The organism is Bacillus sp. IBL03825 (assembly GCF_024712505.1).
In the GTDB taxonomy this organism is placed as follows: Bacteria; Bacillota; Bacilli; order Bacillales; family Bacillaceae_G; genus Bacillus_A; species Bacillus_A wiedmannii.
Genome location: NZ_JAMXKE010000001.1, coordinates 2010484 through 2033422, shown reverse-complemented (window position 1 = coordinate 2033422; position 22939 = coordinate 2010484). Strand labels below are relative to the sequence as shown.

The 22939-nt window shown below is 34.3% G+C and carries 26 protein-coding genes and 1 pseudogene; 6 read left to right on the top strand and 21 right to left on the bottom strand.

Translation table 11 applies throughout. From position 1 onward, the window contains the following. Positions 1–8 precede the first annotated feature (8 nt). The 5 genes from NHG49_RS10555 to spoIIP all read right to left on the bottom strand — a co-directional run bounded on the left by NHG49_RS10555 (position 9) and on the right by spoIIP (position 4771). On the bottom strand, positions 9–1484 hold the full coding sequence (locus NHG49_RS10555) for an amidase family protein (protein ID WP_064474168.1): 1476 nt from the start codon (positions 1482–1484) through the stop codon (positions 9–11). A 186-nt stretch (positions 1485–1670) separates the two neighbouring features. After that, positions 1671–2117, bottom strand: coding sequence for an NUDIX hydrolase (locus tag NHG49_RS10550; RefSeq protein WP_064474169.1), 447 nt, complete (start codon positions 2115–2117; stop codon positions 1671–1673). 23 nt (positions 2118–2140) lie between these two features. Then, positions 2141–2881, bottom strand: a complete 741-nt coding sequence (locus tag NHG49_RS10545) for a M15 family metallopeptidase (RefSeq protein WP_064474170.1) — start codon at positions 2879–2881, stop codon at positions 2141–2143. A gap of 11 nt (positions 2882–2892) precedes the next feature. Then, the gene (locus NHG49_RS10540; RefSeq protein ID WP_064474171.1) at positions 2893–3390 is read right to left on the bottom strand and encodes a GNAT family N-acetyltransferase; all 498 of its coding nucleotides are present in this window, start codon (positions 3388–3390) and stop codon (positions 2893–2895) included. A gap of 226 nt (positions 3391–3616) precedes the next feature. Next, the gene (gene spoIIP, locus NHG49_RS10535) at positions 3617–4771 is read right to left on the bottom strand and encodes a stage II sporulation protein SpoIIP (RefSeq protein WP_064474172.1); all 1155 of its coding nucleotides are present in this window, start codon (positions 4769–4771) and stop codon (positions 3617–3619) included. 89 nt (positions 4772–4860) lie between these two features. Between spoIIP and NHG49_RS10530 the strand changes: the two genes are divergently transcribed. Then, positions 4861–5157: a hypothetical protein gene (locus NHG49_RS10530; RefSeq protein WP_064474173.1), complete on the top strand. Its 297-nt coding sequence runs from the start codon at positions 4861–4863 to the stop codon at positions 5155–5157. Positions 5158–5161: 4 nt separating this feature from the next. Next, positions 5162–5467 carry a permease gene (locus tag NHG49_RS10525; protein ID WP_141669099.1) on the top strand — a complete coding sequence of 102 codons (306 nt, stop codon included), beginning with the start codon at positions 5162–5164 and terminating at the stop codon, positions 5465–5467. Here the strand turns inward: NHG49_RS10525 and NHG49_RS10520 are convergent. The 4 genes from NHG49_RS10520 to cbpA form a co-directional block, all read right to left on the bottom strand. Further along, positions 5440–5967, bottom strand: a complete 528-nt coding sequence (locus tag NHG49_RS10520; RefSeq protein WP_064474174.1) for a DUF1572 domain-containing protein — start codon at positions 5965–5967, stop codon at positions 5440–5442. The two genes, NHG49_RS10525 and NHG49_RS10520, sit on opposite strands and share 28 nt — an antisense overlap. A gap of 18 nt (positions 5968–5985) precedes the next feature. Then, positions 5986–6315 carry a chaperone CsaA gene (csaA, locus tag NHG49_RS10515; RefSeq protein WP_064474175.1) on the bottom strand — a complete coding sequence of 110 codons (330 nt, stop codon included), beginning with the start codon at positions 6313–6315 and terminating at the stop codon, positions 5986–5988. Between the two features lie 67 nt (positions 6316–6382). Beyond that, a complete protein-coding gene (gene brnQ4, locus NHG49_RS10510) occupies positions 6383–7720 on the bottom strand; it encodes a branched-chain amino acid transport system II carrier protein BrnQ4 (protein ID WP_396021591.1) in 1338 nt (445 codons plus the stop codon). Between the two features lie 435 nt (positions 7721–8155). Next, a complete protein-coding gene (gene cbpA, locus NHG49_RS10505; RefSeq protein WP_064474177.1) occupies positions 8156–8803 on the bottom strand; it encodes a cyclic di-AMP binding protein CbpA in 648 nt (215 codons plus the stop codon). A 256-nt stretch (positions 8804–9059) separates the two neighbouring features. Here cbpA and NHG49_RS10500 point away from each other — a divergent pair, with 256 nt between their 5' ends. From NHG49_RS10500 to NHG49_RS10490, 3 genes are all read left to right on the top strand, one after another. Beyond that, on the top strand, positions 9060–9929 hold the full coding sequence (locus NHG49_RS10500) for a hypothetical protein (protein WP_064474178.1): 870 nt from the start codon (positions 9060–9062) through the stop codon (positions 9927–9929). A gap of 208 nt (positions 9930–10137) precedes the next feature. Next, a complete protein-coding gene (locus NHG49_RS10495; protein WP_046959212.1) occupies positions 10138–11445 on the top strand; it encodes a hemolysin family protein in 1308 nt (435 codons plus the stop codon). 1 nt (position 11446) lies between these two features. Next, complete coding sequence (locus tag NHG49_RS10490) at positions 11447–11929, top strand: DUF456 domain-containing protein (RefSeq protein ID WP_000217333.1); 483 nt, start codon at positions 11447–11449, stop codon at positions 11927–11929. A gap of 25 nt (positions 11930–11954) precedes the next feature. Here NHG49_RS10490 and NHG49_RS10485 read toward each other — a convergent pair whose 3' ends face one another. The 4 genes and pseudogenes from NHG49_RS10485 to cls all read right to left on the bottom strand — a co-directional run bounded on the left by NHG49_RS10485 (position 11955) and on the right by cls (position 14721). After that, complete coding sequence (locus tag NHG49_RS10485) at positions 11955–12575, bottom strand: NAD(P)-dependent oxidoreductase (RefSeq protein WP_000861614.1); 621 nt, start codon at positions 12573–12575, stop codon at positions 11955–11957. A gap of 101 nt (positions 12576–12676) precedes the next feature. Further along, a pseudogene (locus NHG49_RS10480) lies at positions 12677–12857 on the bottom strand (hypothetical protein). A 189-nt stretch (positions 12858–13046) separates the two neighbouring features. Next, the gene (locus NHG49_RS10475; RefSeq protein ID WP_000340554.1) at positions 13047–13505 is read right to left on the bottom strand and encodes a spore coat protein; all 459 of its coding nucleotides are present in this window, start codon (positions 13503–13505) and stop codon (positions 13047–13049) included. Positions 13506–13536: 31 nt separating this feature from the next. Continuing rightward, positions 13537–14721: a cardiolipin synthase gene (gene cls, locus NHG49_RS10470; protein ID WP_064474179.1), complete on the bottom strand. Its 1185-nt coding sequence runs from the start codon at positions 14719–14721 to the stop codon at positions 13537–13539. A 160-nt stretch (positions 14722–14881) separates the two neighbouring features. Here cls and NHG49_RS10465 point away from each other — a divergent pair, with 160 nt between their 5' ends. Next, positions 14882–14968 carry a YjcZ family sporulation protein gene (locus tag NHG49_RS10465; protein ID WP_000505094.1) on the top strand — a complete coding sequence of 29 codons (87 nt, stop codon included), beginning with the start codon at positions 14882–14884 and terminating at the stop codon, positions 14966–14968. A 126-nt stretch (positions 14969–15094) separates the two neighbouring features. Here NHG49_RS10465 and NHG49_RS10460 read toward each other — a convergent pair whose 3' ends face one another. The 8 genes from NHG49_RS10460 to cotH all read right to left on the bottom strand — a co-directional run bounded on the left by NHG49_RS10460 (position 15095) and on the right by cotH (position 22881). After that, a complete protein-coding gene (locus tag NHG49_RS10460) occupies positions 15095–15601 on the bottom strand; it encodes an acyl-CoA thioesterase (RefSeq protein ID WP_000141167.1) in 507 nt (168 codons plus the stop codon). A 195-nt stretch (positions 15602–15796) separates the two neighbouring features. Further along, complete coding sequence (locus NHG49_RS10455) at positions 15797–16672, bottom strand: TIGR03943 family putative permease subunit (protein ID WP_064474180.1); 876 nt, start codon at positions 16670–16672, stop codon at positions 15797–15799. 3 nt (positions 16673–16675) lie between these two features. After that, the gene (locus NHG49_RS10450; RefSeq protein WP_000418724.1) at positions 16676–17572 is read right to left on the bottom strand and encodes a permease; all 897 of its coding nucleotides are present in this window, start codon (positions 17570–17572) and stop codon (positions 16676–16678) included. A gap of 198 nt (positions 17573–17770) precedes the next feature. Beyond that, positions 17771–18712 carry a magnesium transporter CorA family protein gene (locus tag NHG49_RS10445; protein WP_000932392.1) on the bottom strand — a complete coding sequence of 314 codons (942 nt, stop codon included), beginning with the start codon at positions 18710–18712 and terminating at the stop codon, positions 17771–17773. Positions 18713–18896: 184 nt separating this feature from the next. After that, a complete protein-coding gene (locus NHG49_RS10440) occupies positions 18897–20276 on the bottom strand; it encodes a putative polysaccharide biosynthesis protein (RefSeq protein WP_002096686.1) in 1380 nt (459 codons plus the stop codon). 97 nt (positions 20277–20373) lie between these two features. Continuing rightward, complete coding sequence (uptA, locus tag NHG49_RS10435; RefSeq protein ID WP_000881202.1) at positions 20374–20976, bottom strand: undecaprenyl phosphate transporter UptA; 603 nt, start codon at positions 20974–20976, stop codon at positions 20374–20376. Positions 20977–21080: 104 nt separating this feature from the next. Then, the gene (locus NHG49_RS10430) at positions 21081–21698 is read right to left on the bottom strand and encodes an NUDIX hydrolase N-terminal domain-containing protein (RefSeq protein WP_222655376.1); all 618 of its coding nucleotides are present in this window, start codon (positions 21696–21698) and stop codon (positions 21081–21083) included. A 106-nt stretch (positions 21699–21804) separates the two neighbouring features. Then, entirely contained in the window at positions 21805–22881 is a 1077-nt protein-coding gene (gene cotH, locus NHG49_RS10425) for a spore coat protein CotH (protein WP_000937986.1), read from the bottom strand. Between the last annotated feature and the right edge of the window lie 58 nt (positions 22882–22939).

Here is a 22939-nt window from a genome sequence, read left to right as displayed (position 1 = left end):
TATTTTATTCATGATAAGTTAGGGATTTTCCGATGCTTTGTCGCTTGTTCAAAAGCGTATGCTAGTTTAATCAAAGTCCCCTCAGAAAAAGCATTGCTTGCAAGAGTAATTCCAAACGGTCTCCCATTATCCATATATCCCGCAGGTATTGCTATAGACGGATAACCTGCTTTCGCACATATAGTGGAGCCTATATAAGAAGGGAACAGAATCGCATCCAGATTATATTTTTCCAGTGCAAAATCAATGCCTTGTTCTTGAGAAAAATATATATCTTCTAATCTTGCATTTAAATATTCTGGATTTCTTAACGTATTAGGAACATCTTTTCTTCTCTCCAACTTAGTTTGTCCATATTTCAAAGCTCTTTCTGCTATATTTTCATTAAACTCCATTAACTCTGAAATAGAATGCACTGGAATAGTAGAAGGTAATTTTGAAAGATAGTTATCTAAACTATGCTTTAATTCATAGAGCGATACACCCCAGCTCCATTCTCTATGAAAAGACGGAATATTAATATCCTCTACTACTGTCGCACCCCCACTACGCAACACTTCAATCGTTTCCTTAAACAATTTTTCATCATACTCACCAGTTTCATAATAACCTTTAGGTGCATTGCTAAATACACCAATCTTTGCGCCATGTAAGCCATTAACATCAAGATATTTTGTATAATCCTGCTCTGCCATACCTTCACTTTTATGAGTAGCTACATCCTTCTCATCTACCCCAGTTAAACTCCCTAGCAAAATAGAAGCATCTGTTACCGTTCTAGCAAATGGTCCCGCTGTATCCTGTGAATAAGTAAGCGGAATAATTCCCCTACGACTAATTAGACCAACAGTCGGTTTAATACCGACTACAGAGTTTTGAACAGCTGGACTCAATATAGAACCATCTGTTTCCGTTCCAACAGATACTACTGTAAAATTAGCAGCAACTGCTATCGCAGATCCTGTACTTGAGCCTCCAACAAACATATCATCCTCACCTGTACCGTAAGGGTTTATTGTTTGTCCACCTCTTGCACTATATCCAGCCCACATGTCAAAAGACATTCCATTTGCTAATTCTGTCATATTTGTTTTTCCTATTATCACTGCTCCTGCTTCTCGTAGTTTCGTAACAAGAAATGCATCTTCACTACTAATATTTTGTTCCAAGGCAATCGTACCTGCACTGGTATGCATAGAGTCATTCGTTTCAATATTGTCCTTAAGTAAAACAGGTATACCATGTAATGGTCCCCGTCCACCTTTTGTCTTTCTTTCATAATCTAACGCTTCTGCAATAAAGATAGCGTCTGGATTGATTTCTAAAATAGAATTGATTTTTGGTCCTTCTTGATCATATTTCGCGATTCTATGAAGATAATACATAACTAATTCTTTTGAAGTTAATTGCCCAGCTTTCATCGCTACTTGTATATCATGAATTGTTAATTCTTTTTGTAATCGTGCATTGAACTGAATCTCCATCTTCATTCTCCTTCTTTAAAAGCTTTTATTGATAACGTGTATCTATTACTTTTTCATTTTCTCCGCTCCTCGCATATACAACTACAATCCCTTTCAAAGAATTCAACTTACCAATGTAAAAACCTTTTATTTCCTGAAAAATAAAAAGAGTCTGAAACGATTGGATTTCCGCTTCAGACTCTTTTATTACTTTACATATACCTCATCTAACAAATGTAAAAACTCACCTTGTTTCCCAGCTAATGCAGGGCATTTTGCAATATTAATCCATTCGTAGCAAAATGCTAATCCTTGATCTTCCTCACCGGCACTTACAATATGTTCCCAATCATCTTTTACATCTGTTAGTAACGTTACGTGGAAAAAATGCCGCTTTTGATATTCCTTTTTCTCTTTCACAAGTATGATGTAATCGGCTAGGAATCTTTCTATGCATAAATGACGTAATCCAGACTCTTCTTGTACTTCACGTAAAATTGCTGCTTCTAACGTTTCCCCTTCGTCAACTGTTCCCCCTGGTACTTGTATACCAGCTTCAGGTATATCACGATGTTTAAAAACAAGCAGTTGCATTACTCCTTCTTTTTCTCTTGTCACATATGCGTGTACTTTTTTCTTATATAGCACCGTCATAATCCTTCTCTCCCCTCAATTGTTCACTGCGTTACTTCTTCAAGTGTCAGTTGATTTTCATATAAATATGTAGCTTGTGGGTTCCCCACATACCTTACGTGCCATGGTTCATATCGATAGCCCGTAAGCGATTCTTTCTCTTTTGAATATCGAATTACAAAGCCAAATTTATGGGCATTTTCAGACAGCCACTGCCCTTCTTTCGTTTCACCAAAAATTGTCTCTAACTGAAACTTAGCAGCTTGAGATGTAATATCCATAGCAAGCCCTGTTTGATGTTCACTCGTACCAGGAACCGCGCTAGACATCGCTGTTTTTGCTTCTCCATCTTGCTTTTTATACATCGTATTTAATGCTTTTTGTCGATCAAAAGATCTAAATCCAGAGACTGCAAACAAGAAAATGCGCTCCTGATCAGCTTGCTGAAACATTTCCTCTAACGCACTCGCTGCCTCTTTTCTCATTTTTTTCTTTTCTTGATCACCTTCACTAGAATAGCGCACTTTCGGAATAACTAAATCTGGCGGTCTATATCCATCTGGTAAGCGTCTACTTTTATTCACAAGTACAAGCATCGAATTCGGATTACTAATTACCGCAATATCACCATCCATATTCGCAATCGTTTCTTTCGCTTTCGGAAATATGTTATTCACATTTACCTCTCGAGCCTGCTTATCCTTATACATTTTATAATTGATTCCTGCTACTCCAACAATGAGTATCATCGCTACGATACCAAGTAGTGTCCATCTTTTTTTCATATAACGACCTCTTATTTTAATAATTTGGCCATTTCATACTCATCGATGTTCTCTCCATCGATAATAAGAGCAGCTCTTTTGACACCTTCTTTCTCAAATCCAGCTTTTTTATATAGTGCCTGAGCTCTTGTATTGTGGGCCATTACCGTTAATTCTAAACGCCATACATCATGTAATCTTGCCCACTTCTCAGCATCTTTAAACAATCTCGTCCCAATACCTCGCCCGCTATACTCTTGCAAAATACCAATTACAATACTTGCTACATGTCTCTTTCTTTGAATATGATTTCCATTCACTAAAATAAACCCTACTACACGTTCTTCTTCAACTGCTACGAATATTGTTGCATATTCATTTTCTATAAAGCGATGAATCATTTGTTCTTGTTGCTCGACTGTAAATTTTCTTTCTCCTGGTTCATATAACATAAATTTCGTTTCTTCATCTAGTTGCTTACTTAATTGCAAAAATAGTGCTGCATCTTCTATTTTGATCTCCCTAATCACTTCTATCACCCTACCAGTTTTATAATAAAAAGTTTTCCTTGTAAAAAGATTTTCTCTAATTTTCCGAAAATCCCTTTGTAAATCTCCCAGTATTATTTGACAAATTTCGATATTACCATAACAACGGCAAATTTTGTCTATTCTGTGACACCTCATCATTACAAAGAAAAAACGCAAGATTTACACTCACGTTTTTTCAGACTCTCCCACTAATTTATGTTTCATTTTATCCATTCACCTTTTCTGCCTGCCAGAAATATTCACCAAACGCTTTAGCAAGTACATCAATTGATCGATTTAGTTCTTCCTCTGTATTATCTACGCCACCAACTTCAATTAATATCGCTTGCCCTGATAAGTCTTGATTGTAGACACCATTTCCTGTTTGGAATCCTTTTTGAATGACACCACGACTCATTCCTGGATATTTCTTATTAATTTCCTCATGAAGAGCTGTTGCTAATTGTAAGTTCTTTTCATAATTTTTATTGCCTTTCCCTATTACGAAAGCAAGCTTTGCATATGATTTATCTCCAATTGCTTTTGTCGTGACATTTTTCCGAGCACTATCACGATGCAAGTCAAAGAAGTACTGCAGTTCTTTATTGCCTGTCATTGCTTCTTGTACAATTTCCCGTGACACTTTGTAAGAACTATTACTATTTAACCCTTTACTAATCAACTTTTGGCCGACATCAGTCTTGTCATTAGTAGCTCCTATCCCTTCACTTTCTAATTGTTCACGAAATCGATCGCCGACTATTGAAATATTCGTAACGGAACTTGTTGCTTTATTCGGATTTGGATCGTTTGCTAAATTTAGTAACGGCAAATAAGATTCCCAACTATGCGAATGATAAATAAGCGCAACTTGTCTTTTTCCTGTCGTTTGAGCCGGTTGCTTTTTCTCTTTGTTTGTATCCGGCTTTTGAGCCTGTCCACCTTCACCAGTCCGTTCTTTTACCACTTCTTCAAGCGGAACGCTCGACTCTATCGGTAAGTTAGAATAATTTGTCCCTTCACCCGCAATAACAATTTCTGTATCGTACTTTCCAAAACCAGGTAACTCTTTGCCGACAAAACTGCGTACATCGTTAAAACGAATATTCGTAGCCATAGAAAAGAGAAACGAAGAAATTGAAAAATCTTGATTTAAATTTCGATACTCCTGTGTAAAATAATGATTCTCTTTCCCAAGAACGTACATGTAACCATTCATCGATAACTCATTTAACCAATTATATAAATACGTTGACTTTGTCTCTTTCATAGAGGTTACCATCATACTAATAAGAAAAAAAGTCGCTAGTACTGTAGTAATAATAAATAAAACTAACTTACGTACACTTGTGAACTTCACATAAAAAAAGCCTCGATTCATACTATCACCCTCTCTATTTCAAGTTATGTACAAGCTCTAGAGAATAGACCGTCTAAATTCCGGCTATATTGTTAATGAGGTGAAATGAATTGAAGCTACTAATAGGAACATTACCCATTGTACTATCATTTATTTTTTATTGGCTTACTAAGCATCCTACAATCCGTGTTGCGTTACATATTTCAGCTTATGTAGCACTTTATGTACTCGGCACAATTATTTCTATTAATATATATGACGTTTTAATACAAGATTTAGTTTTTATGACAAGCATTCATGGAATTTTACTAAACCCATTTTTTCTTATATCAGGAGCGTATATAGGAATATACTCCTTGCACTTAATCTTGTCTTACATTATTACGAAAATAAAAAATGGAGCGTAATGAAATGCAACCACCATTCATCTGTCATACATGCAAAAAAAGAATTGCGCGAAAGAAAGATCTTATTACTGCCACATCGTACTTCCGCTTTTATTTATTTCACAGTGATTGCTTTAAACGACAGCAAGTATTCATCTCACGATTTATCCCCGTAAATACGCTTTTTAATTTCTTTCTTATTATATATGGACTTATTTTTGGCAGCATGCTTATGATTACAGAACCATCTATTATTTGGGTGGTTTTCTTATTTCCCATTTTATATCGTTTTCTTTCCTATTATTATGTTGAACGTTTTTTCTCTACATAACGTGCAGACTGTCCTCTAGGAATACTTAAACATTCCCACTCGTTTTCTTTTAACATTTTACCAATGTAAATAATTTGTCCTATATGCAAAGCATAATGAGAAATTTGTCTTTCAATTGCTTGCATGACCGTATGTGCTTCACCACGAATATATACCGTCTGTAATAAATCTTCTGGCGTTAGCACATGCATCGTTTTCAAAACATATTCCCATCCGCCATTCCATGCTGCTAGAACCTCTTCCTTAGAATGATAACCACCTTCAAATTCAGCATCTCGGTTACGATCTATTTTTTCACCATCAGATGTTAAAAAATCCGTCCATCTAGAACGCATATTACCTTGCAGATGCTTTATAATAACCGATATACTATTTGTTGCTTCATGAGAAGACCATTCGATCTGTTCATATGATAATTGAGAAAGCACCCGTTCCCCTTGTTTCTTTGTTGCTTCAAAATTCGATATGGCACATTGTAAATATTCTCGTCGAATATCCATGTTACCCCCGCCTTTACACTAACTAATTTTTGTTCCATTTGGTAATTCCATATTAGGCTGAAGTAATACGACATCACCAGCTTCAGGTACTCCGCCTAAAACAAGTACTTCTGATTTAAATCCAGCCACGCGCTTCGGTGGAAAGTTTACAATCGCAACGATTTGCTGACCAATTAAATCTTCTGGATTATATCTCTTCGTAATTTGAGCACTTGACTGCTTAATTCCAAGCTCTCCAAAATCAATTTCAAGTTTAATTGCCGGAACTCTCGCTTCTTTAAATTCCTCTGCATGTGTTACAGTTCCAATTCGTAAATCCAAAGCTAAAAAATCTTCAAAATTAGCCATTTTATCATTCCTCCCAATTATTACTTAGACAAAACACAAAAATTCCCTTTTAAAAAAAGAAAGGCGCCTAAGCACCTTTCTTTTGTAATTCACTTGATTCATTTGATTTATAGAAGAAGAAACCGAGAATCCCGCCAATACATGATGGGATTAACCATCCTATTCCTTCTTTATATAATGGTAGCATTTGTAATACGTTAGAAATCGCGTCAATTTGAATGTTCGCACTTTCTAAACCGTTAAAGAAACTAATTAACAATGCACCTAAAATAGCTCCAATATAAATGGTATTACGCTTCCCTATCCATTTATGGAAGTAAGAAAGTACGATTAATACGATTGCAACTGGATAAATGATCATTAACACTGGTAAAGTGACTGCAATTAATTGTGTTAAACCTAGGTTAGATACAATTAAACTAAACACACATACCATCGTAACAATCATTTTATGCGAAAGTTTTGGGAATATGTTTGTAAAGAAGCCAGCACAAGCTGATGTTAATCCAACAGAAGTTGTTAAACAAGCAAGTATAATAACAAGTCCTAATAAAATTTTACCACTTGTTCCATATAACTCATTTACAACATTCGTTAAAATAAGTCCACCATTCTCGGAAACACCAAGTGATGTACTTGTTGAACCAAGATAAGCAAGTGATAAATAGATTAACGTTAAACCAAGTACAGCAATAATACCTGATACTACTGTTATTTTTGCAACTTCACTACTCTCTTGTATCCCTTTAGAGCGGATAACTTGTACAACGACAATTCCAAATACAAGCGCACTAATTGCATCCATCGTTAAATATCCTTGTATAAATCCACCAAAGAAAGCATTTTCTTGATATGCCGCTAGCGGCGCAGCTGGTTCTCCAATTGGATCAATAATTGCCTTTCCGACAATAACAGCAACAATCAATACTAACAATGGTGTAAGGAATTTTCCGAACCAATCCACTAATTTAGATGGATTTAATGATAAATACCACGTTATTCCGAAGAAAACTATTGTGAATAGAAACAGCATATACCACTCTGAAACCATTGCCTCTGATAAAAACGGCTTCATACCCATTTCAAATGAAACGGCTCCCGTACGCGGAATCGCGAAAAATGGTCCAATCGCTAAATAACTAATCAATGGGAAAATAAACGCAAATATAGGGTGAACTCTAGAAGATAGCGCTTTCAAGTCCCCCTCTACAAACGCGACAGCTGTTACAGCTAATAGGGGTAATCCGACTCCCGTCACTAGGAATCCAATTGTAGCAATCCAAACATTCTCTCCAGCTTGTTGCCCTAAAACTGGCGGAAAAATTAAATTTCCTGCTCCTAAAAATAGTGCAAATAACATTAAACCAATTGCTATCGTATCACCTGGCCTTAAACGTCCCTTCATACTTTTCATTTGCATAGCACTTTTTCATTGTTTATCTTTATTTTCACAATATGCTATGCATCCTCCTCTCTGCTCAAGATGATAAAATATGCCCCTTACAAAGCAGTGTCTTTCTCCATAATTTCTCCATTCCCCTTATTCTTACTCTAACTATTAATTTTTGATTTTTTTGAATTTTTAACTCATTAGAGTGGTATTGCGTGGAGTATAGTTGTCAGACCTCTTTGTTTTTATCACACATATAGTAACATATTTAGTTGAAAAATAAAAACATATTTTCAAATTGATTTTTTTGAAAATCAAAATTATCTACATTTTTCATTCTTTCACACAAATATTGTTACAATCTCAACTTTTATCCTATCGTTATTTTCAAATAATTTTATACACGAACATAGCAAAAGCCATCCAACATTATTAGATGGCTTTTGTATGTTATTCTATTGTTTCAACTTCACGTGGATTTTTCATCTCTTCCACATACACAACTCTAAATCCATGGTCTTCTAAATCTTTCAATAACGTATCTAATTCACCGTCGTTAAATTCTTCTCCTAATGTAAACATAATTCTACGAACTAATAAGGCATCATTATCAAAAGTCATTAAACTTTGGATACCTGTATATTTTTTTAATACTGTCGATAATTTTTGAATGGCTCCATTATAATCTTGTGTCCCAATCATGACAGAATATTTACTAGAATGAACGCCCCAAGCATCTTCTAATAACTCGAAAACCTTTTTATGCGTTAAAATTCCAAGAAAGACTCCATTTTCATCAACTACTGATAAATAAGGTAATTTTTTTATTGTAAAAAATACTTTAAAGAACGAAGAATCTTCTCTAACATAACCTTCTTTATCGTTTAATAATTGTACTACACTCTCTTCCAGCGAACCTTTATATTCTAAAATATCTACTTTGTATACATTTCCTAAATATTTCTCTTTTTTTTCATCTAAAACTGGTACACAACGATACCCAGTTTTATTTAAATGCTCCAGTGCTTCCCCTATCGTAATTGAACTTGAGCAAAATAAAACTTCCCTTTTCGGCACATAATTCCCTTTAATCCTCATAAACAGCCTCCTTATGTTAAAATACTTTCTGTGCCATAACTATATTATATTTTCAGAAAAAAATAAATAATTTATTTCACTTTTCTGAAAATTATTCATTTTCTTGTCATAATTTATTCACGTTTCATTCACTTTTATCCCCTACAATACGAAACATTCTCTCTAAACTTCTTTAAGAAAATATATTGTAACTTACGCCAAAAAAAGCTAAAATAAGAATAAGAATTTTCTGAATATTCTAAGAGTAGGTGATTACATGTCTTTATTGCGCTCACATATATGTAAATTTATAGTTGGTGTTCTCATTATATTTATCATTAGTCCTATTCCTGCATTATTCATTACACATAAATACTCATACATAACTGGCTTTATAAGTATTTTTCATAACTTCGCACAACTTTCTTCTATGACAATTCCAAAGATTGATTGGATGCACGAATCTATCTTTTTCTCAGCAAATCAAATGGTTCATACTTCTAATCATTCAACACCGTTATTCCCTTACATATGGGAAATATATTTTTTATCGGCTGTTCGTTTTACCTTTACTCTTGCAATCGGATTCTTTATCAGCTTAGGGATCGGCCATTTATTTTTTAAAGCACCTCAATCGGTTAAGAAGTTCACTTCTTTATTAAAATGGATACCGTACTCTTTTTGTACTGTATTATTACAATGCTCAGTCTTATTACTACTCCTATACATCACAAAATTGATAAAGCTTCCTTACTACTCATCTTTTATCATCGTTTGTAGTACTTCCATGATTATCGTTATGCAAGCAATTAAAAAGTGGGTTCCTTTCTTAAGTAACACAAATGAATATGAAATAAAACAATCTTCTTTCCTTGTAGATACATTGTTTTTAGCGCTTACTTCGAATCACAAATCTATTCTAGGTTCCATTATTCTTTCATTCGTTATTATGGAATGCGTTTTTCATGCAAGCGGACTATTGCAATTTATCGTTCAATTCGGCGGAAATGCACCTGTTATTGTTACAATTAGCTTATTACTTTTGTATATCCCATATTGCATACTCTCTTTCCTTCAAACACTATGGACGACAAATCACGTTAAACAACAATCATACGCTTTAACGAGAAGTATTCCAAAACCTTAATTTGAAATAACCCTCTATAATCTGAAAGTAGGGGGTTATTCCTTTTGTATAGCGGACAAAATAACAGCAAATTCAAAAACAATTGCAGAAACATACCAATATTTACCCTTTTTCTTTGACTATTCTTTTCGTTTGGATTTATTATAAAAGTATAACATAAACGCAGGAGGTGACATCTTTATTCCAAACTACGGAATAGGGAACACACTTGGACATATTAAATATTTTTCTCATCTTTGTACTCATCCTTATTTCCGGCTTTTTCGTTGCATCAGAATTCGCTGTTGTAAAAGTACGAAAAAGTCGAATTGACCAACTTGCAAACGAAGGCAATAAACAAGCTTTAGCTGCAAGAAGTGTCCTATCTAATTTAGATGTTTATTTATCAGCTTGTCAGCTCGGGATTACGATTACTTCTTTAGGCCTCGGTTGGCTCGGTGAACCGACTGTGGAACATTTACTACGACCGCTCTTTGAAAAGATTAATATTACTGGAACAATGGCGAATACTTTATCCTTTATTATAGCTTTTAGTGTTATTACATTTTTCCATGTTGTATTAGGTGAACTAGTTCCAAAGTCTTTCGCCATTCAAAAAGCAGAAGCAATAACACTTAAATTTGCACGACCACTTATTTTATTTGATAAAATTATGTATCCATTCATTTGGCTACTTAATAGTACGGCAATCTTTTTCACAAAACTACTCGGTTTAGAGCCTGCGAAAGAAAATGAACTTGCCCATTCTGAAGAGGAACTACGACTCATTTTAGGTGAAAGTTTCAAAAGCGGAGAAATAAACCAAACCGAATATAAATATGTAAATAATATTTTTGAATTTGACGACCGGGTCGCGAAAGAAATTATGGTCCCTCGTACAGAAATGATTTGCTTATCTACTGAAAATACGTTAGAAGAGAATATGGATATCGTCGCAACTGAAAAGTATACACGCTATCCGATCATCGAAAAAGATAAAGATGATATTATCGGTATGATCAATACGAAAGAAGTCTTTCACGATCAAACGAAAGGCATTCATAAACCACTTGAATCTTACATACATCCAGTACTAACTGTATTTGAAACTGTTCCAATTCGCAAAACATTAGTACATCTACAAAAGAATCGCGTTCAGATGGCAATCGTTATGGATGAATATGGTGGTACTGCTGGACTTTTAACAATGGAAGATATTCTTGAAGAAATTATTGGAGAAATTCAAGATGAGTTTGATGCGGATGAATCACCTATGATTGAAAAACGTACGCCGAAGCTTACTGTTTTAGATGGGAAGGTGCTCATTTCTGAAGTAAATGATATGTTTGGCCTGCATATTGATGATAGCGATTTAGATACAATCGGAGGCTGGCTCCTCTCTCAAGCAGTTGATTTAAATATTGAAGCTGGTTATTCCATTGAATTTGCCGGTTTTCAATTTAAAGCTCTAGAACTTGATGGACATCAAGTGAAAAAAATTGCGGTACATAAATTAGACACGAAGAAGGAGTTATAAAGTGACAGTATTATTAACAATCTGTATCATTGCCTGTTTCATTGTTTCATTTCTCGCCTTTATTTATCCTATCATTCCAGGCATCCTTGCTGTCTGGGCTGGATATTTAATTTACCATTTTGGTATAAATGGCGGAGAACTAACAACTTCCTTTTGGATTATTCAAGTCATTTTCACACTATTTATTTTCATAGCTGATTTTATTGCAAATGGATATTTCTTAAAGAAATACGGGAGTTCTAAATGGGGAGAGCGTGTCGGTATGATTTCTATCATTGTCGGATCTTTCTTCTTCCCACCATTCGGTTTAATTATCATACCGTTCTTATCGGTATTTATTACAGAACTCATGCATAAAAAAGCGCCAAAAGACGCCTTTCTAGTAGGAGTTGCTACTGTAGTTGGTTTTTTAAGCAGTACAGTAGCGAAAGCTATTCTCCAAATCATTATGATTCTCATATTTGTATGTTATATCATCTTTTAACCATCCCAATTTCGGGATGGTTTTTTTAATATGAAATACCTACTCGACTATTCTCATATTTGTTTTCACTACATAGATTCCACGTGAATTGCGCTGTATCACCAACTGTTATTTTCGCTCCCCCTTCTGGTAATACATCTTTTTCAGTTCGATACACTCCTGTCACATCACCGTCTATTAAATGCGTCGGACAAACGACCGTCCAACATAAATTACTACTACTAAGTATCTTATATGCAGCTAAATGATCTTCTGCTGCTGTTGTCATTTTCCTTTTTGACTCAGCTGATTGAAAACGATATAAATTTAGATTTGTTCTTGCTTGTAAAATACCAGCTGTTCCTATTGTAATGATCTTATGAACCCCTACTTCTTCCATTTTCTTTATAATATGTGGCATACTCTTCGCCAATGTCCCATTTTGATCCGTTCCAAGTGCACTAATTACTATATCGCTTCCTTCTATCACTTTCTTTATATCATTTTCATTCCATACATTACCTTCTATAACTCGTAACCTTTCATGATTTATTTCTATTCTATTTAAATCACGCGCTAATGCAGTCACTTCAGCTGCATCCTTTAATGCTAATTTTATTATGTTTGAACCTACTCGACCAGTTGCTCCCAATATACATACTTTCATTTGTTTTCCCCCTTTTTCATTCTTTCTCTATTTTTCAATAATTTTAATCAATTTTCAACAAAAAAGCTTCCTCATATATAAGAGGAAGCTCTATTATTATTTTATTTCTTTTCTTTAGAATCTGTAGATTTCTCAGTTCCACTTGTTTCTTTATCCTTTTTTGTCCTCTTGTTGTGTTGTTGTATCGTCTTCTTTCTTCTTGTCCTCACCTTTACTACAACCTACCATTAATAAAGAACTTGCAAGTGCCATAGCAGTTAATGATTTAACCCATTTGTTCATTTGCGTTTCCTCCTTTAGATAGAATATGTACAACCCCCATATTACTCTCTATTTTTAAAGGAAAGATTGAAAAATAGTAAATAAACGGTAAATATTTGTAAATTTTCTGATAATAAATACAGACACCTATTCTTTTTTTCTCCATGAAAAGTAAAAAAACTAAGGCGCCTATCTTTCCGCCTTAGTTTCTTATGCAAACTCCTCATTTTCATATACATGTTTAATCTTATACTCTTTCTTCACAACATATTGCCATACACTATAGGCATAACGATTCATTTTCAGGAAGCAATTTTCTAAAAACGAGCGGAATTCTGGATTCGCAACTTCAACTGCTACTTGAGCGAACTTTAGTGCTAACCGTTTTAAATGCGAAATATAACAAGTTGCAATATGGACATCCCCTGTATATTTACTATCAGTCTCCTTTTCCATTTCATGAAAATGAGATGAAATTGGTTCACAAGTTATATGCTGTACATTCTCTCCTTCTTGAAAATTCACTTGTTCATTATACGCTTGCAACATATATGGTAAATGATGCTGTAATAGCTCCTTTAATTCTTCGTCTCTTACCTTTCCTGTATACTCCCCAACCTTATAAATAAGCATATAACTATACCTCATTAATTCTTTCATACAATCCATGAAAATGCCTCCCTTCTCTTTTGTCTATATGTTATAAATATGATGCTATAACATTTGCTATTCTTGCTAAAAACCAATTCCACTTACTAATTTTCTCAAAGTCTTCTTCTGAAAATCTTTTTGATTTATGAAAGTCTTCTTTTAATCGGCTCCATACGTCAGCAACAACTCTTGTATCATATACGATACAGTTTGATTCACAATTTAAATAAAAACTTCTATTATCAAAATTCGCTGTACCTATATCAACAATTTCTCCATCAATGATTGTTACTTTCCCGTGAAAAAAACCATTCCGATATTGATAGATCTCCGCTCCAGCATGGTTCATCTCTCTCAAATACGGATAGGCGGCTTGTTTTAACAATACTGCGTCGCTTTTAAATGGTACGAGAATTTTCACATTGACACCTCGGTTTAATGCACCTTTTAATTCTTTTATCATTTCTTTACTTGGTACAAAATATGGCGTAGCAATAATTAAAGACTTTTTAGCTTGCTTTAAAAGCGCTCCATATTTTTGCCATAACCCTTTTCCATCTGAAAATAAATATTGATATTTTACATTCCCTATCTCAGGTAAACTTTCATGTACAGGCATTTTTTCTCCCGTATCTTCTTTCCAGTCAGCAGCAAATTTTCTTTCCATATCCGTAGCACCATTCCCATTGACTCTTACATGATAATCACGCCACGGGCCAAATTTCGGATCTTGTCCAAGGTACTCCTTTCCAATGTTAAAGCCGCCGATATATGATACTTTTCCGTCAATCGTAACAATGCGTCTATGGTTTCGTTGATGCAACGAATAGAATAAATGTTTCAATTTAGGTTTTTTACTAAACGTAAACTGGACACCATTGTTTTTTAGTTGACGAATTACCTTTTTCTTCAGCTTATATCCACCTATTCGATCAACTGACAATTTTACTTCTACTCCACTCGATGCCTTTTTCTCAAGCAACTGCAAAAACTCTTGGCTTATTTCATCTTTACCTACAATGTAAAAATGGACATATATGTACTTTTCTGCATTACGTATATCCTCAAATAATTTCTTATATAACTCTTCACCGTTCGTATAAAGTTGAAATTCACCTAATCGAACTTGTCCTAATTCATATTCACTAGCCATTTTTTTCCCCATTTCCACATCGATGTTCATCCATATGAATACACCTATTAAACAAAGGATTACAACGAAAAAGTGTTTCATGGATATTTTCCTTCCTCCACTTACTGTTATTTCTATATCTTCCCTTTTTTAATACAATATCATTCAAGAAAATATGTCATTACATGATATATGTCCATATCAAACGATAGCTCATTTGCATATTGTATGTTGTATCTTAAAATAAAAGGAGGAAATAACAATGGGCTTCGCACATGGTAATGGATTCGCGCTATTAGTCGTATTATTTATCCTCTTAATCATCGTCGGTGCTGCTTGCTTCTGCTAAGTAGTTATCGTCATATGATATGTGGATGAAAAAACTATAAAAGCGGACACCTATTTTTAGGTGTCCGCTTTTCATATGAAAAACATTTCCGTTTGTTATTGTGCCTTTAACGACTACATATTCAACTCAAAAAGTTAATAATGTAGCTACTTTCTTACTCTCCGCCTTACGTATATGGCGTTGTTCTGCACGTAACACAGCAATGCGATGTAATTCTTTCTCTTCTTCTGTTTCAGGGATTACTCGCGGCACTGGAACTGGATTATTTTCCTTACTAAGCGCAACAAAAGTAACAAATGACGTTGCTGCTATACGCTTCTCACCTGAAATTAAATCTTCTGCTACTACCTTCACAAATACTTCCATCGAAGTTCTACCCGTCCAAATTACAAAGGATTCATAACTAACACAATCTGAAGAGCGAACAGGATGTAAGAAATCTACCCAATCCATAGATGCTGTGACACATTCTTTTCTTGCGTGCCTCGTTGCTGAAATAGAAGCAACCATATCCATCTCGGCTAATATCTTCCCACCAAATAGCGTATTATGATCGTTTAAATCTGTTGGAAATACTCGGCTCGTTTTAAACACTCTAGACTCATTCGCTGTTTTCCCTTTCACTTCAGTCATTGTTATCACCTCTTTGATTATTTAACCCGCTATTTGCAGACATTAAGACTCCCACCACAAAATTCAGCTGGAGCAAAGAAGTTCGGTAAGAGTTCTATTTCCCATTAACACTAGAACGGTATGAGCTTACTATCACTACACATTTAATATTAACAACATTCAGAACTCTTAGTCCACAAAAAAGAACCGATATTATCAATCGGCTCCTCTAAATACATATTGCTCTTTTGGCGGTTCAACCTTATTCCATTTCGTTACTTCTAATACAGGGATATTTGCATGGAACGGCTGATAAAATTCCGTTGATATTTCTCCTTCAACTTGAATCCAATCATCATTTTTCCATTCTACACCTTCTGGTTTTTTTACTAACATACCATATACACCAGAATCCGCTACACAATGTATAATCCCGAAACGGAATAAGAAATATTGTTCTTTTTGAGAAGAGTCATCTTTGAAAACAAACCCTTTAAAAGATAATTTTTTCCCAGTAAACTCGCCAGGATAATTATAAATTGTTTCCATCCCTTTTAGAAAATCTTCATCTTTTAAAGTAATACTATCTTTCGTAACAAACTCTTTTTTCCCCTTTTCCATTACACCACGGTATCCTTCTTTCCCGTAATAAATGCTCGTATCAGGTTTTAGAAATTGCCTTGTCATAAATGGATCTGTACTTTCTGCTTGCGCAACAGGAAAATGAAATCCTTTCGCCTTAACGATATCTGAATCTAACGTTGCAATCGGGAAAAACAATCCTGAGACTATCGGAAAACAAAACAATGTGTACGAAAATGCTTTTTTCCACCATGTATTCTCATCTTTTGAATGATCATGCCCACAATGGCTATGATCGCAACCACAATTGTGCTGTTCTTTTTCTTTTTCTTTTTGATGTTCTTTCTGGAAAACGATAATAATTTGAACAATCGTTAAAAATCCTAAAATAATAGCTGCTGTTTTTGATAAATAGGCATACTTCATATTGATATACTTCGTAATATTACCTGAAATATGAAGCTGCGCAATTAAGATTGTAAAACCTAATAATATATATGCTCGAAACATAACCTACCACCCCATCGCATAAATGAGTAGTGAGCTTGCATAAACAACAAGTGTAACTGTAACTGTAACGACAATTACAAATTTCGTTTTAAATGTCGCAAGCATCATAAACATATTTTTAATATCCACCATCGGTCCATATACGAGGAACGCGACAAGTGACGCTGTTGAAAATGTACTTTGGAATGACGAAGCAATAAATGCATCCGCTTCTGAACAAAGTGATAAAATGTAAGCTAGTCCCATCATAACAGCTGGTGAAGAGAACGGCCCTTGTCCTATAGCAAGAAGTGTTGAAGTTTGTACGAACGTTTGAACTGCCGCTGCAATTAACGCACCTAATACTAAATATTTTCCCATCGAGAAAAATTCCTCAACAGCATGCGTACATACATCCCACATTTTTTTACGTAATGGACGCTTATGATTCACTTCTGGGAAGTGATCATCTCGTAATTGATGTTCTTTAAACATAAATGATAATATAATTCCAACGATTATTGCTACAATAATCGCTACAATAGAACGATACCATACCATGTGCATACTACTTCCAAAGGCAACGTATGTTGCAAATAATACGACTGGATTAATGATTGGTCCAGTTAACATAAATGCAATCCCGGCATATGGCGGAACCCCTTTTCCGATTAATCGCCTAACAATCGGAACGATTCCACATTCACAGCCCGGAAACATCATCCCTAAAAAAGTAGCCATTAAAACAGACAGAAATCGATTTTTCGGCATCCATTTTGCTACCATATCTTCTGTTACAAACATTTGAATGAATCCTGAAATAAATACACCAATGAGCACAAAAGGAAGTGCTTCGATCAATATGGAGATAAAAATTGTATTCATTTGCAGGAATGCTTTCGGTAATTGAAACAATTCCATGATGTATTTCCTCCAACTTTTCATTAACAATATGTAATTTTAACCCCATTTTATGAATTGGACAAGACTTATACGGAATTCACCCCTTTCATATACATTACATTTTATAAGTTATATTCTATTCAAAACTTTGGATTTCATAGCAAAAAAGCTGCTCTAGCGCAGTTACACAACTATGCTAGAGCAGCTTTCTTCTCGTTAAAAGTAACGTTTCTTCCAAAAAACAAATGCTAATGTGAAAGATAGTGTTACACATATTATGAGTACAATTACAAAACCATGTGCTTCCCCTTCAAACGGAACCTTTACGTTCATTCCAAAGAAACTAGAAACCATCGTTGGTAACGATAAAATGATTGTAATAGACGTTAACAGTTTCATAACACTATTTAAATTATTTGATATAACAGAGCTAAAAGTATTCATCATTCCACTTAAAATGTGACTATATATTTCCGCCATTTCAATAGCCTGTTTATTTTCAATTAATACATCTTCTAATAAATCTTGATCGTCTTCATACATTTTTAAAAATGTACTGTTACGCATTAATTTTTGAATTACAATTTTATTCGCCTTTAATGATGTTGTAAAGTAAACTAAACTTTTTTCAAGGCCTAGCAATGTGAAAATCTCTTTATTTTTCATCGACTTATTTAATTGGTGCTCTAAATCGATTGTTTTTCTGTTAATTTGCTTTAAGTATCTTAAATAATAAGTAGAAATCGTATATAAGAGCTGAAGTGCAAAGCGTGTCTTTTTAAACGTATAAAATTCTTTAATACGTTGATTAATAAAACGTTCAAAAATTGGGTTTTCTTCTAAACAAATTGTCACAAAGCAATCTGGCATTACAATCATACCTATTGGAATCGTGTCATAAATCGAATTTCCTTCTTCATCATGTCTAACTGTTGGGATATCCACGATTATTAAAGTATTATTGTCTTCCTTTTCAATACGAGAGCGTTCTTCATCATCTAAAGGGTCTTTAATGAAATCTAAGTCTACATTTAAAGTTTGTACTAGATATTGAATTTCTTCTTCCGTTGGATGAAGTACATTAATCCAGCAACCCTTTTGCATTTCCTCAACCTCTTGTAGTTTTCCGTTTCGGTCTGTTAAATAAATATTTAACATACTATCACCCCGATTCTTTTTACATGTAGGAATCTACCTCTCTTACATAACAGTTTTTGAACCGCCATTCTCAGCATATGAAACATACGTTTAAATTTCAATAGAAAAATTATTTTGAAAACGTTTTTATAAGAAAAATATTCTAAACAAAGAAAAAGACAGAGTGCTCTCTGCCTTAAAAAGCTTATGTTGCCTTTATAACATATTTAGAAAGCATCCACAAGTTAAAGCCAACTGAAATCGTATAACCAGCGTATGTTGAAATAATAAAACTTACATAATCGAAATAAGGAAGCAATACGATATTTAAAACTATCTTCACAATAATACCAATTACTAATCCTAGCACTGTTTTCTGTTGTTGATTAATTCCTTGTAACATCGCAGCTGTAACTGTAAAAAGCGAAAATAGTATACAGGCAGGAGCATAATACTGTAAAATAACTCTCCCCATCTCCGGATCATTTCCGGCACCAAATAAAAGAGTATATACTGGTTTTGCTAACAACATCATTCCAATTGCCGCTGGTACCGTAATTGCTACTACTAATACATTCGTCCTCGTAAAATGTTTGTACAGTAACTTCACATTCCCTGCTGTATAGGCTTTTGTCATCTCAGGTACGAGAGACATACTAAAAGCAGTCGCAACGGAAACCGGGATAAGTACAACCATCTGGACAAGACCAATTATTGCATTAATCTTCTCCGCTTCTCCTTGCATATACCCTATTTGTATAAGTAGTTTATTAATTGTAAATGTATCAATCGTCTGATACAACGGAATTGCTAAACCAACCACAACAAACGGTATTGAATATGTAAAGAGCTCCTTATACAGCGAGAAGAAAGATTTCGTTGTTTGCGGTATACTTGCCATCTCTTTTTTCTTTAAGTGCTTTCTCCTCCTTATGTAATACGCACTTAAAACTGTTAATCCACCTATCGCTCCCATAAAAGCACCGAACGTTGAAATACCAACCGCTAGCGAGATAGAAGCTTTTAAAATATATAAAACGACAAAGCTTCCTATTAATATGGTTAAGACCCGAAAAAATTGCTCAACAACTACACTTAAAGCAGAAGGCCCCATCGATTGAAACCCTTGAAAGAAGCCCCTTAATAAACTCATTACTGGTACAAGTATTAACGCAAAACTTACAATTTGAATATTATTAGTAACCGCTGTTATACTATTCCCCGTTTGATCATTTCCATCGATTACAAGTTTAGCTAAATGTGGAGCTAATATATATAGCGCTAAACATGAGATGACTCCCATTATTAACATAAAAAAGATACCACTCTTAAGTACTCTCTTAACTGTATGATAATCATTCAGTTGATCATATTTTGATACCATTTTTGAAACGGCAAGTGGTAGTCCCATCGTCGCAATGCTGAGCATAATCGTATATGGGCGATAAGCATACGTGTATAAAACGTACCCACTCGTACCGACCATTGCTGTAAACGGTATAACATATATAAACCCTAACATTTTAGATATCATCGTTGCCATCGTTAAAAATATCGTTCCACGTATAAACGGTGACCCTTTCATCACATTCCTCCGCTACGCTTTATTATTACACATTATGGACAACTCCTTTTTTTTAGAACCGAAACAAATAAAAAAAGCCAATGAACAATCATTGACTTTAACGCGCTGCTTTTTTCTTTTTGAAATACTTTAAACCGAAGTATAAAGCAACAAAGAGAACAGCTCCTATAATTATGTAATGTGTGTAATCAGATGCATACTCTTTAATGTGTCTCCAATTTCCACCAAGCTTTTCACCTAAGTAGATAAATAGTATTGACCATGGAATAATCGCAACCACAGTATACAGTGTAAATAGTTTTAATGGCATCTTAGCTAATCCTGCTGGAATAGAGATTGCATGACGTACTACTGGGATAAAGCGTGCAGAAAAGATTACTCCTGCTCCGTAACGCTTAAACCAACCTTCCGCTATGTCTAAATGGTGTTTATTAATAAGTAGATATTTCCCATATTTCTCTACAACCGGACGCCCTCCGTAATATCCAAGCCAGTATAAAAAGATTTGGGCTAAAGTACCACCAATAGTTCCGGCGATAACTGCACCAACAAAACTAATTTTACCATCCGCTACTAAAAATCCAGCATACGAAAGTACAATTTCACTCGGGATAATTTCAATCATTAAAGCTAGCGCTACTCCAAAGTAACCTAAGCTTGCAAAAAATTGCAATAACTGATCTATTATGCTTGCTAACATTTTATTTTCTATCTCCTTTTTTCTTCACATACCATCCCATTATTACATAAAGGTCGCATTCTGCCAATATCTTCATTTCAACAATATTATCGGCATAAGCATGATTAATCTATTAAAGTGTCTTTTTGAGGTTCTTTCATGTAGGCAAACATTTCTTTAATTTGCTCTTCTGTATTTCTAGCAATCGATAAATTAGGCAATTCATTCTCACCAAAAAACTCCACATCTTCTGTTTCAATACTAGTTTTCTTTTCGCCACCAATAATCTTACAGCTAATAAAAATTTTATATACGTGTGTTGCTGAAGGCGATGGTTGATGTTTTTCTTTATCAAATATAGCGAATAGCTTAAAATCATCTACTTCATAACCAGTCTCCTCTAAAACTTCTTTTGCTGCTACTTCTGTTGGCGTATAACCGATATCGGCCCATCCACCTGGCAATGCCCATTTCCCATCACTTTTTTCTTTCACAAATAATAACTTTTCATTTTGAAAAACGACTGCTCTTATATCAACTTTTGGTGTTTGATAGCCTGTCTCACTTGCAAATAATTTCTCTACTATTTCCCAATCTGTCTTTGTGTAATGTGACATCATCGAAATGGAAATATCCCGTAATTGTTGGAAACGCTCTATATCATACACATCTTTAGAATACGTTAAACCCGCTTGGGCTATAGCTTGTATTTGTTTTACCCAATCAATCCATTTTACCGTCATGTTTCCACATCCCCCATACTCTTTTAAGTGAATAGTAAGTCAGTTTTGTTGATACATCTTTATTATACAAAAAAAGAGATTGATAATGTTCCAATCTCTTTCAAAATTAATCTAATTCATGTAAGTGGTCTTGTATATACTTTCTTCTTTTATTTATATATTCATCGATCATATCAGCTTCTTGATCAAATGTTTCTAATTTTTCTTTCATATATGGATCTTGTAGTAAATATGGACGAATCGATTCACACAAACTTTCAACTTTCGGCATCATAAACGAAACGGTAAATTGTTCTTCTAGTATTTCTTCCAAAATACTTCGGTATTGCTTTCTAAATACAGGTATATCTAACAATCTTGCACTTAACGTGTTATAGCCTTGAATGCGAATATACTCATGATTAAGTGGTCTCCCTTGTACATCTCGCCCCCAAGTTGCATCATAATCCCACGGTATCACTTCAAATAAATTTGTTTCATCATTATGATATAGTGCATAGTTATGAACGAAACCATCAAAGTTTTGTGTGAAAATAACGCCAGCTAACCACCTTAAATATTTATCAACATGTAGAAACTTTCCAATTTCTTTTTCATAAGCTTCCCTCGACAAAGCATTCGCTTGAAATACAAATTCACTCAGTTGTTCTTCACTATTTTTATTCGAATATTTAAATTCATAACCCGCAAAGAGCTCGGTCTTAACATCTTTATCTCTCTCACTCATTAAAGAAAAATTCGCATCATCATCTATTGCATAATAAATAGAACCACTTGGTAATCCTCTATTTTTCAAAAAGTTTTCATCAACTGATTCTAACTGTAAATATACACCTTGAATTTGACCATTAATTTTTATAAATACATGTTGTGATTTTGGTGAAAGTACACCAATATCATGAAAAAAGTCTAAAGATAATTTGTTTCGTATGAGAGACGGATCCATAAACTCAGAATTTAAATGAATTTCTTTCGCACCTTGAAATTTTTTCGGTTTATAAAACATAACATGATAAGACTTTTTCTCAAACTCACGAATATGAGCCCCCCGGTATACGATATCAATATCATACTTCTTTTTTCCATAAGTTAATTTTGCTGGCACTGGACTATCTGACCAAATGTCTTTTTTTAATTCCACTAAGTACATTGGATGAATAAAAAAATCATATGAAGGTAGCATGTTTTCTCATCCCTTCTCAGTTCTCTTCATTCAATGTATGCGCCTTGTCTTGTCCATA

Excerpts from the sequence above, each read along its gene's own strand:
- NHG49_RS10430 (WP_222655376.1), bottom strand. The coding sequence starts at position 21,698 with ATGACGGTAAAATGGATTGATTGGGTAAAACAAATACAAGCTATAGCC.
- NHG49_RS10460 (WP_000141167.1), bottom strand. The coding sequence starts at position 15,601 with ATGACTGAAGTGAAAGGGAAAACAGCGAATGAGTCTAGAGTGTTTAAA.
- NHG49_RS10455 (WP_064474180.1), bottom strand. The coding sequence starts at position 16,672 with ATGTTTCGAGCATATATATTATTAGGTTTTACAATCTTAATTGCGCAG.
- csaA (WP_064474175.1), bottom strand. The coding sequence starts at position 6,315 with ATGGCTAATTTTGAAGATTTTTTAGCTTTGGATTTACGAATTGGAACT.
- cotH (WP_000937986.1), bottom strand. The coding sequence starts at position 22,881 with ATGCTACCTTCATATGATTTTTTTATTCATCCAATGTACTTAGTGGAA.
- NHG49_RS10555 (WP_064474168.1), bottom strand. The coding sequence starts at position 1,484 with ATGGAGATTCAGTTCAATGCACGATTACAAAAAGAATTAACAATTCAT.
- NHG49_RS10525 (WP_141669099.1), top strand. The coding sequence starts at position 5,162 with ATGCAACCACCATTCATCTGTCATACATGCAAAAAAAGAATTGCGCGA.
- brnQ4 (WP_396021591.1), bottom strand. The coding sequence starts at position 7,720 with ATGAAGGGACGTTTAAGGCCAGGTGATACGATAGCAATTGGTTTAATG.
- spoIIP (WP_064474172.1), bottom strand. The coding sequence starts at position 4,771 with ATGAATCGAGGCTTTTTTTATGTGAAGTTCACAAGTGTACGTAAGTTA.
- NHG49_RS10520 (WP_064474174.1), bottom strand. The coding sequence starts at position 5,967 with ATGGATATTCGACGAGAATATTTACAATGTGCCATATCGAATTTTGAA.
- NHG49_RS10450 (WP_000418724.1), bottom strand. The coding sequence starts at position 17,572 with ATGGAATTGTTTCAATTACCGAAAGCATTCCTGCAAATGAATACAATT.
- NHG49_RS10440 (WP_002096686.1), bottom strand. The coding sequence starts at position 20,276 with ATGAAAGGGTCACCGTTTATACGTGGAACGATATTTTTAACGATGGCA.
- uptA (WP_000881202.1), bottom strand. The coding sequence starts at position 20,976 with ATGTTAGCAAGCATAATAGATCAGTTATTGCAATTTTTTGCAAGCTTA.
- NHG49_RS10445 (WP_000932392.1), bottom strand. The coding sequence starts at position 18,712 with ATGTTAAATATTTATTTAACAGACCGAAACGGAAAACTACAAGAGGTT.
- NHG49_RS10500 (WP_064474178.1), top strand. The coding sequence starts at position 9,060 with ATGTCTTTATTGCGCTCACATATATGTAAATTTATAGTTGGTGTTCTC.
- NHG49_RS10475 (WP_000340554.1), bottom strand. The coding sequence starts at position 13,505 with ATGGATTGTATGAAAGAATTAATGAGGTATAGTTATATGCTTATTTAT.
- NHG49_RS10545 (WP_064474170.1), bottom strand. The coding sequence starts at position 2,881 with ATGAAAAAAAGATGGACACTACTTGGTATCGTAGCGATGATACTCATT.
- cbpA (WP_064474177.1), bottom strand. The coding sequence starts at position 8,803 with ATGAGGATTAAAGGGAATTATGTGCCGAAAAGGGAAGTTTTATTTTGC.
- NHG49_RS10465 (WP_000505094.1), top strand. The coding sequence starts at position 14,882 with ATGGGCTTCGCACATGGTAATGGATTCGCGCTATTAGTCGTATTATTT.
- NHG49_RS10550 (WP_064474169.1), bottom strand. The coding sequence starts at position 2,117 with ATGACGGTGCTATATAAGAAAAAAGTACACGCATATGTGACAAGAGAA.
- NHG49_RS10485 (WP_000861614.1), bottom strand. The coding sequence starts at position 12,575 with ATGAAAGTATGTATATTGGGAGCAACTGGTCGAGTAGGTTCAAACATA.
- cls (WP_064474179.1), bottom strand. The coding sequence starts at position 14,721 with ATGAAACACTTTTTCGTTGTAATCCTTTGTTTAATAGGTGTATTCATA.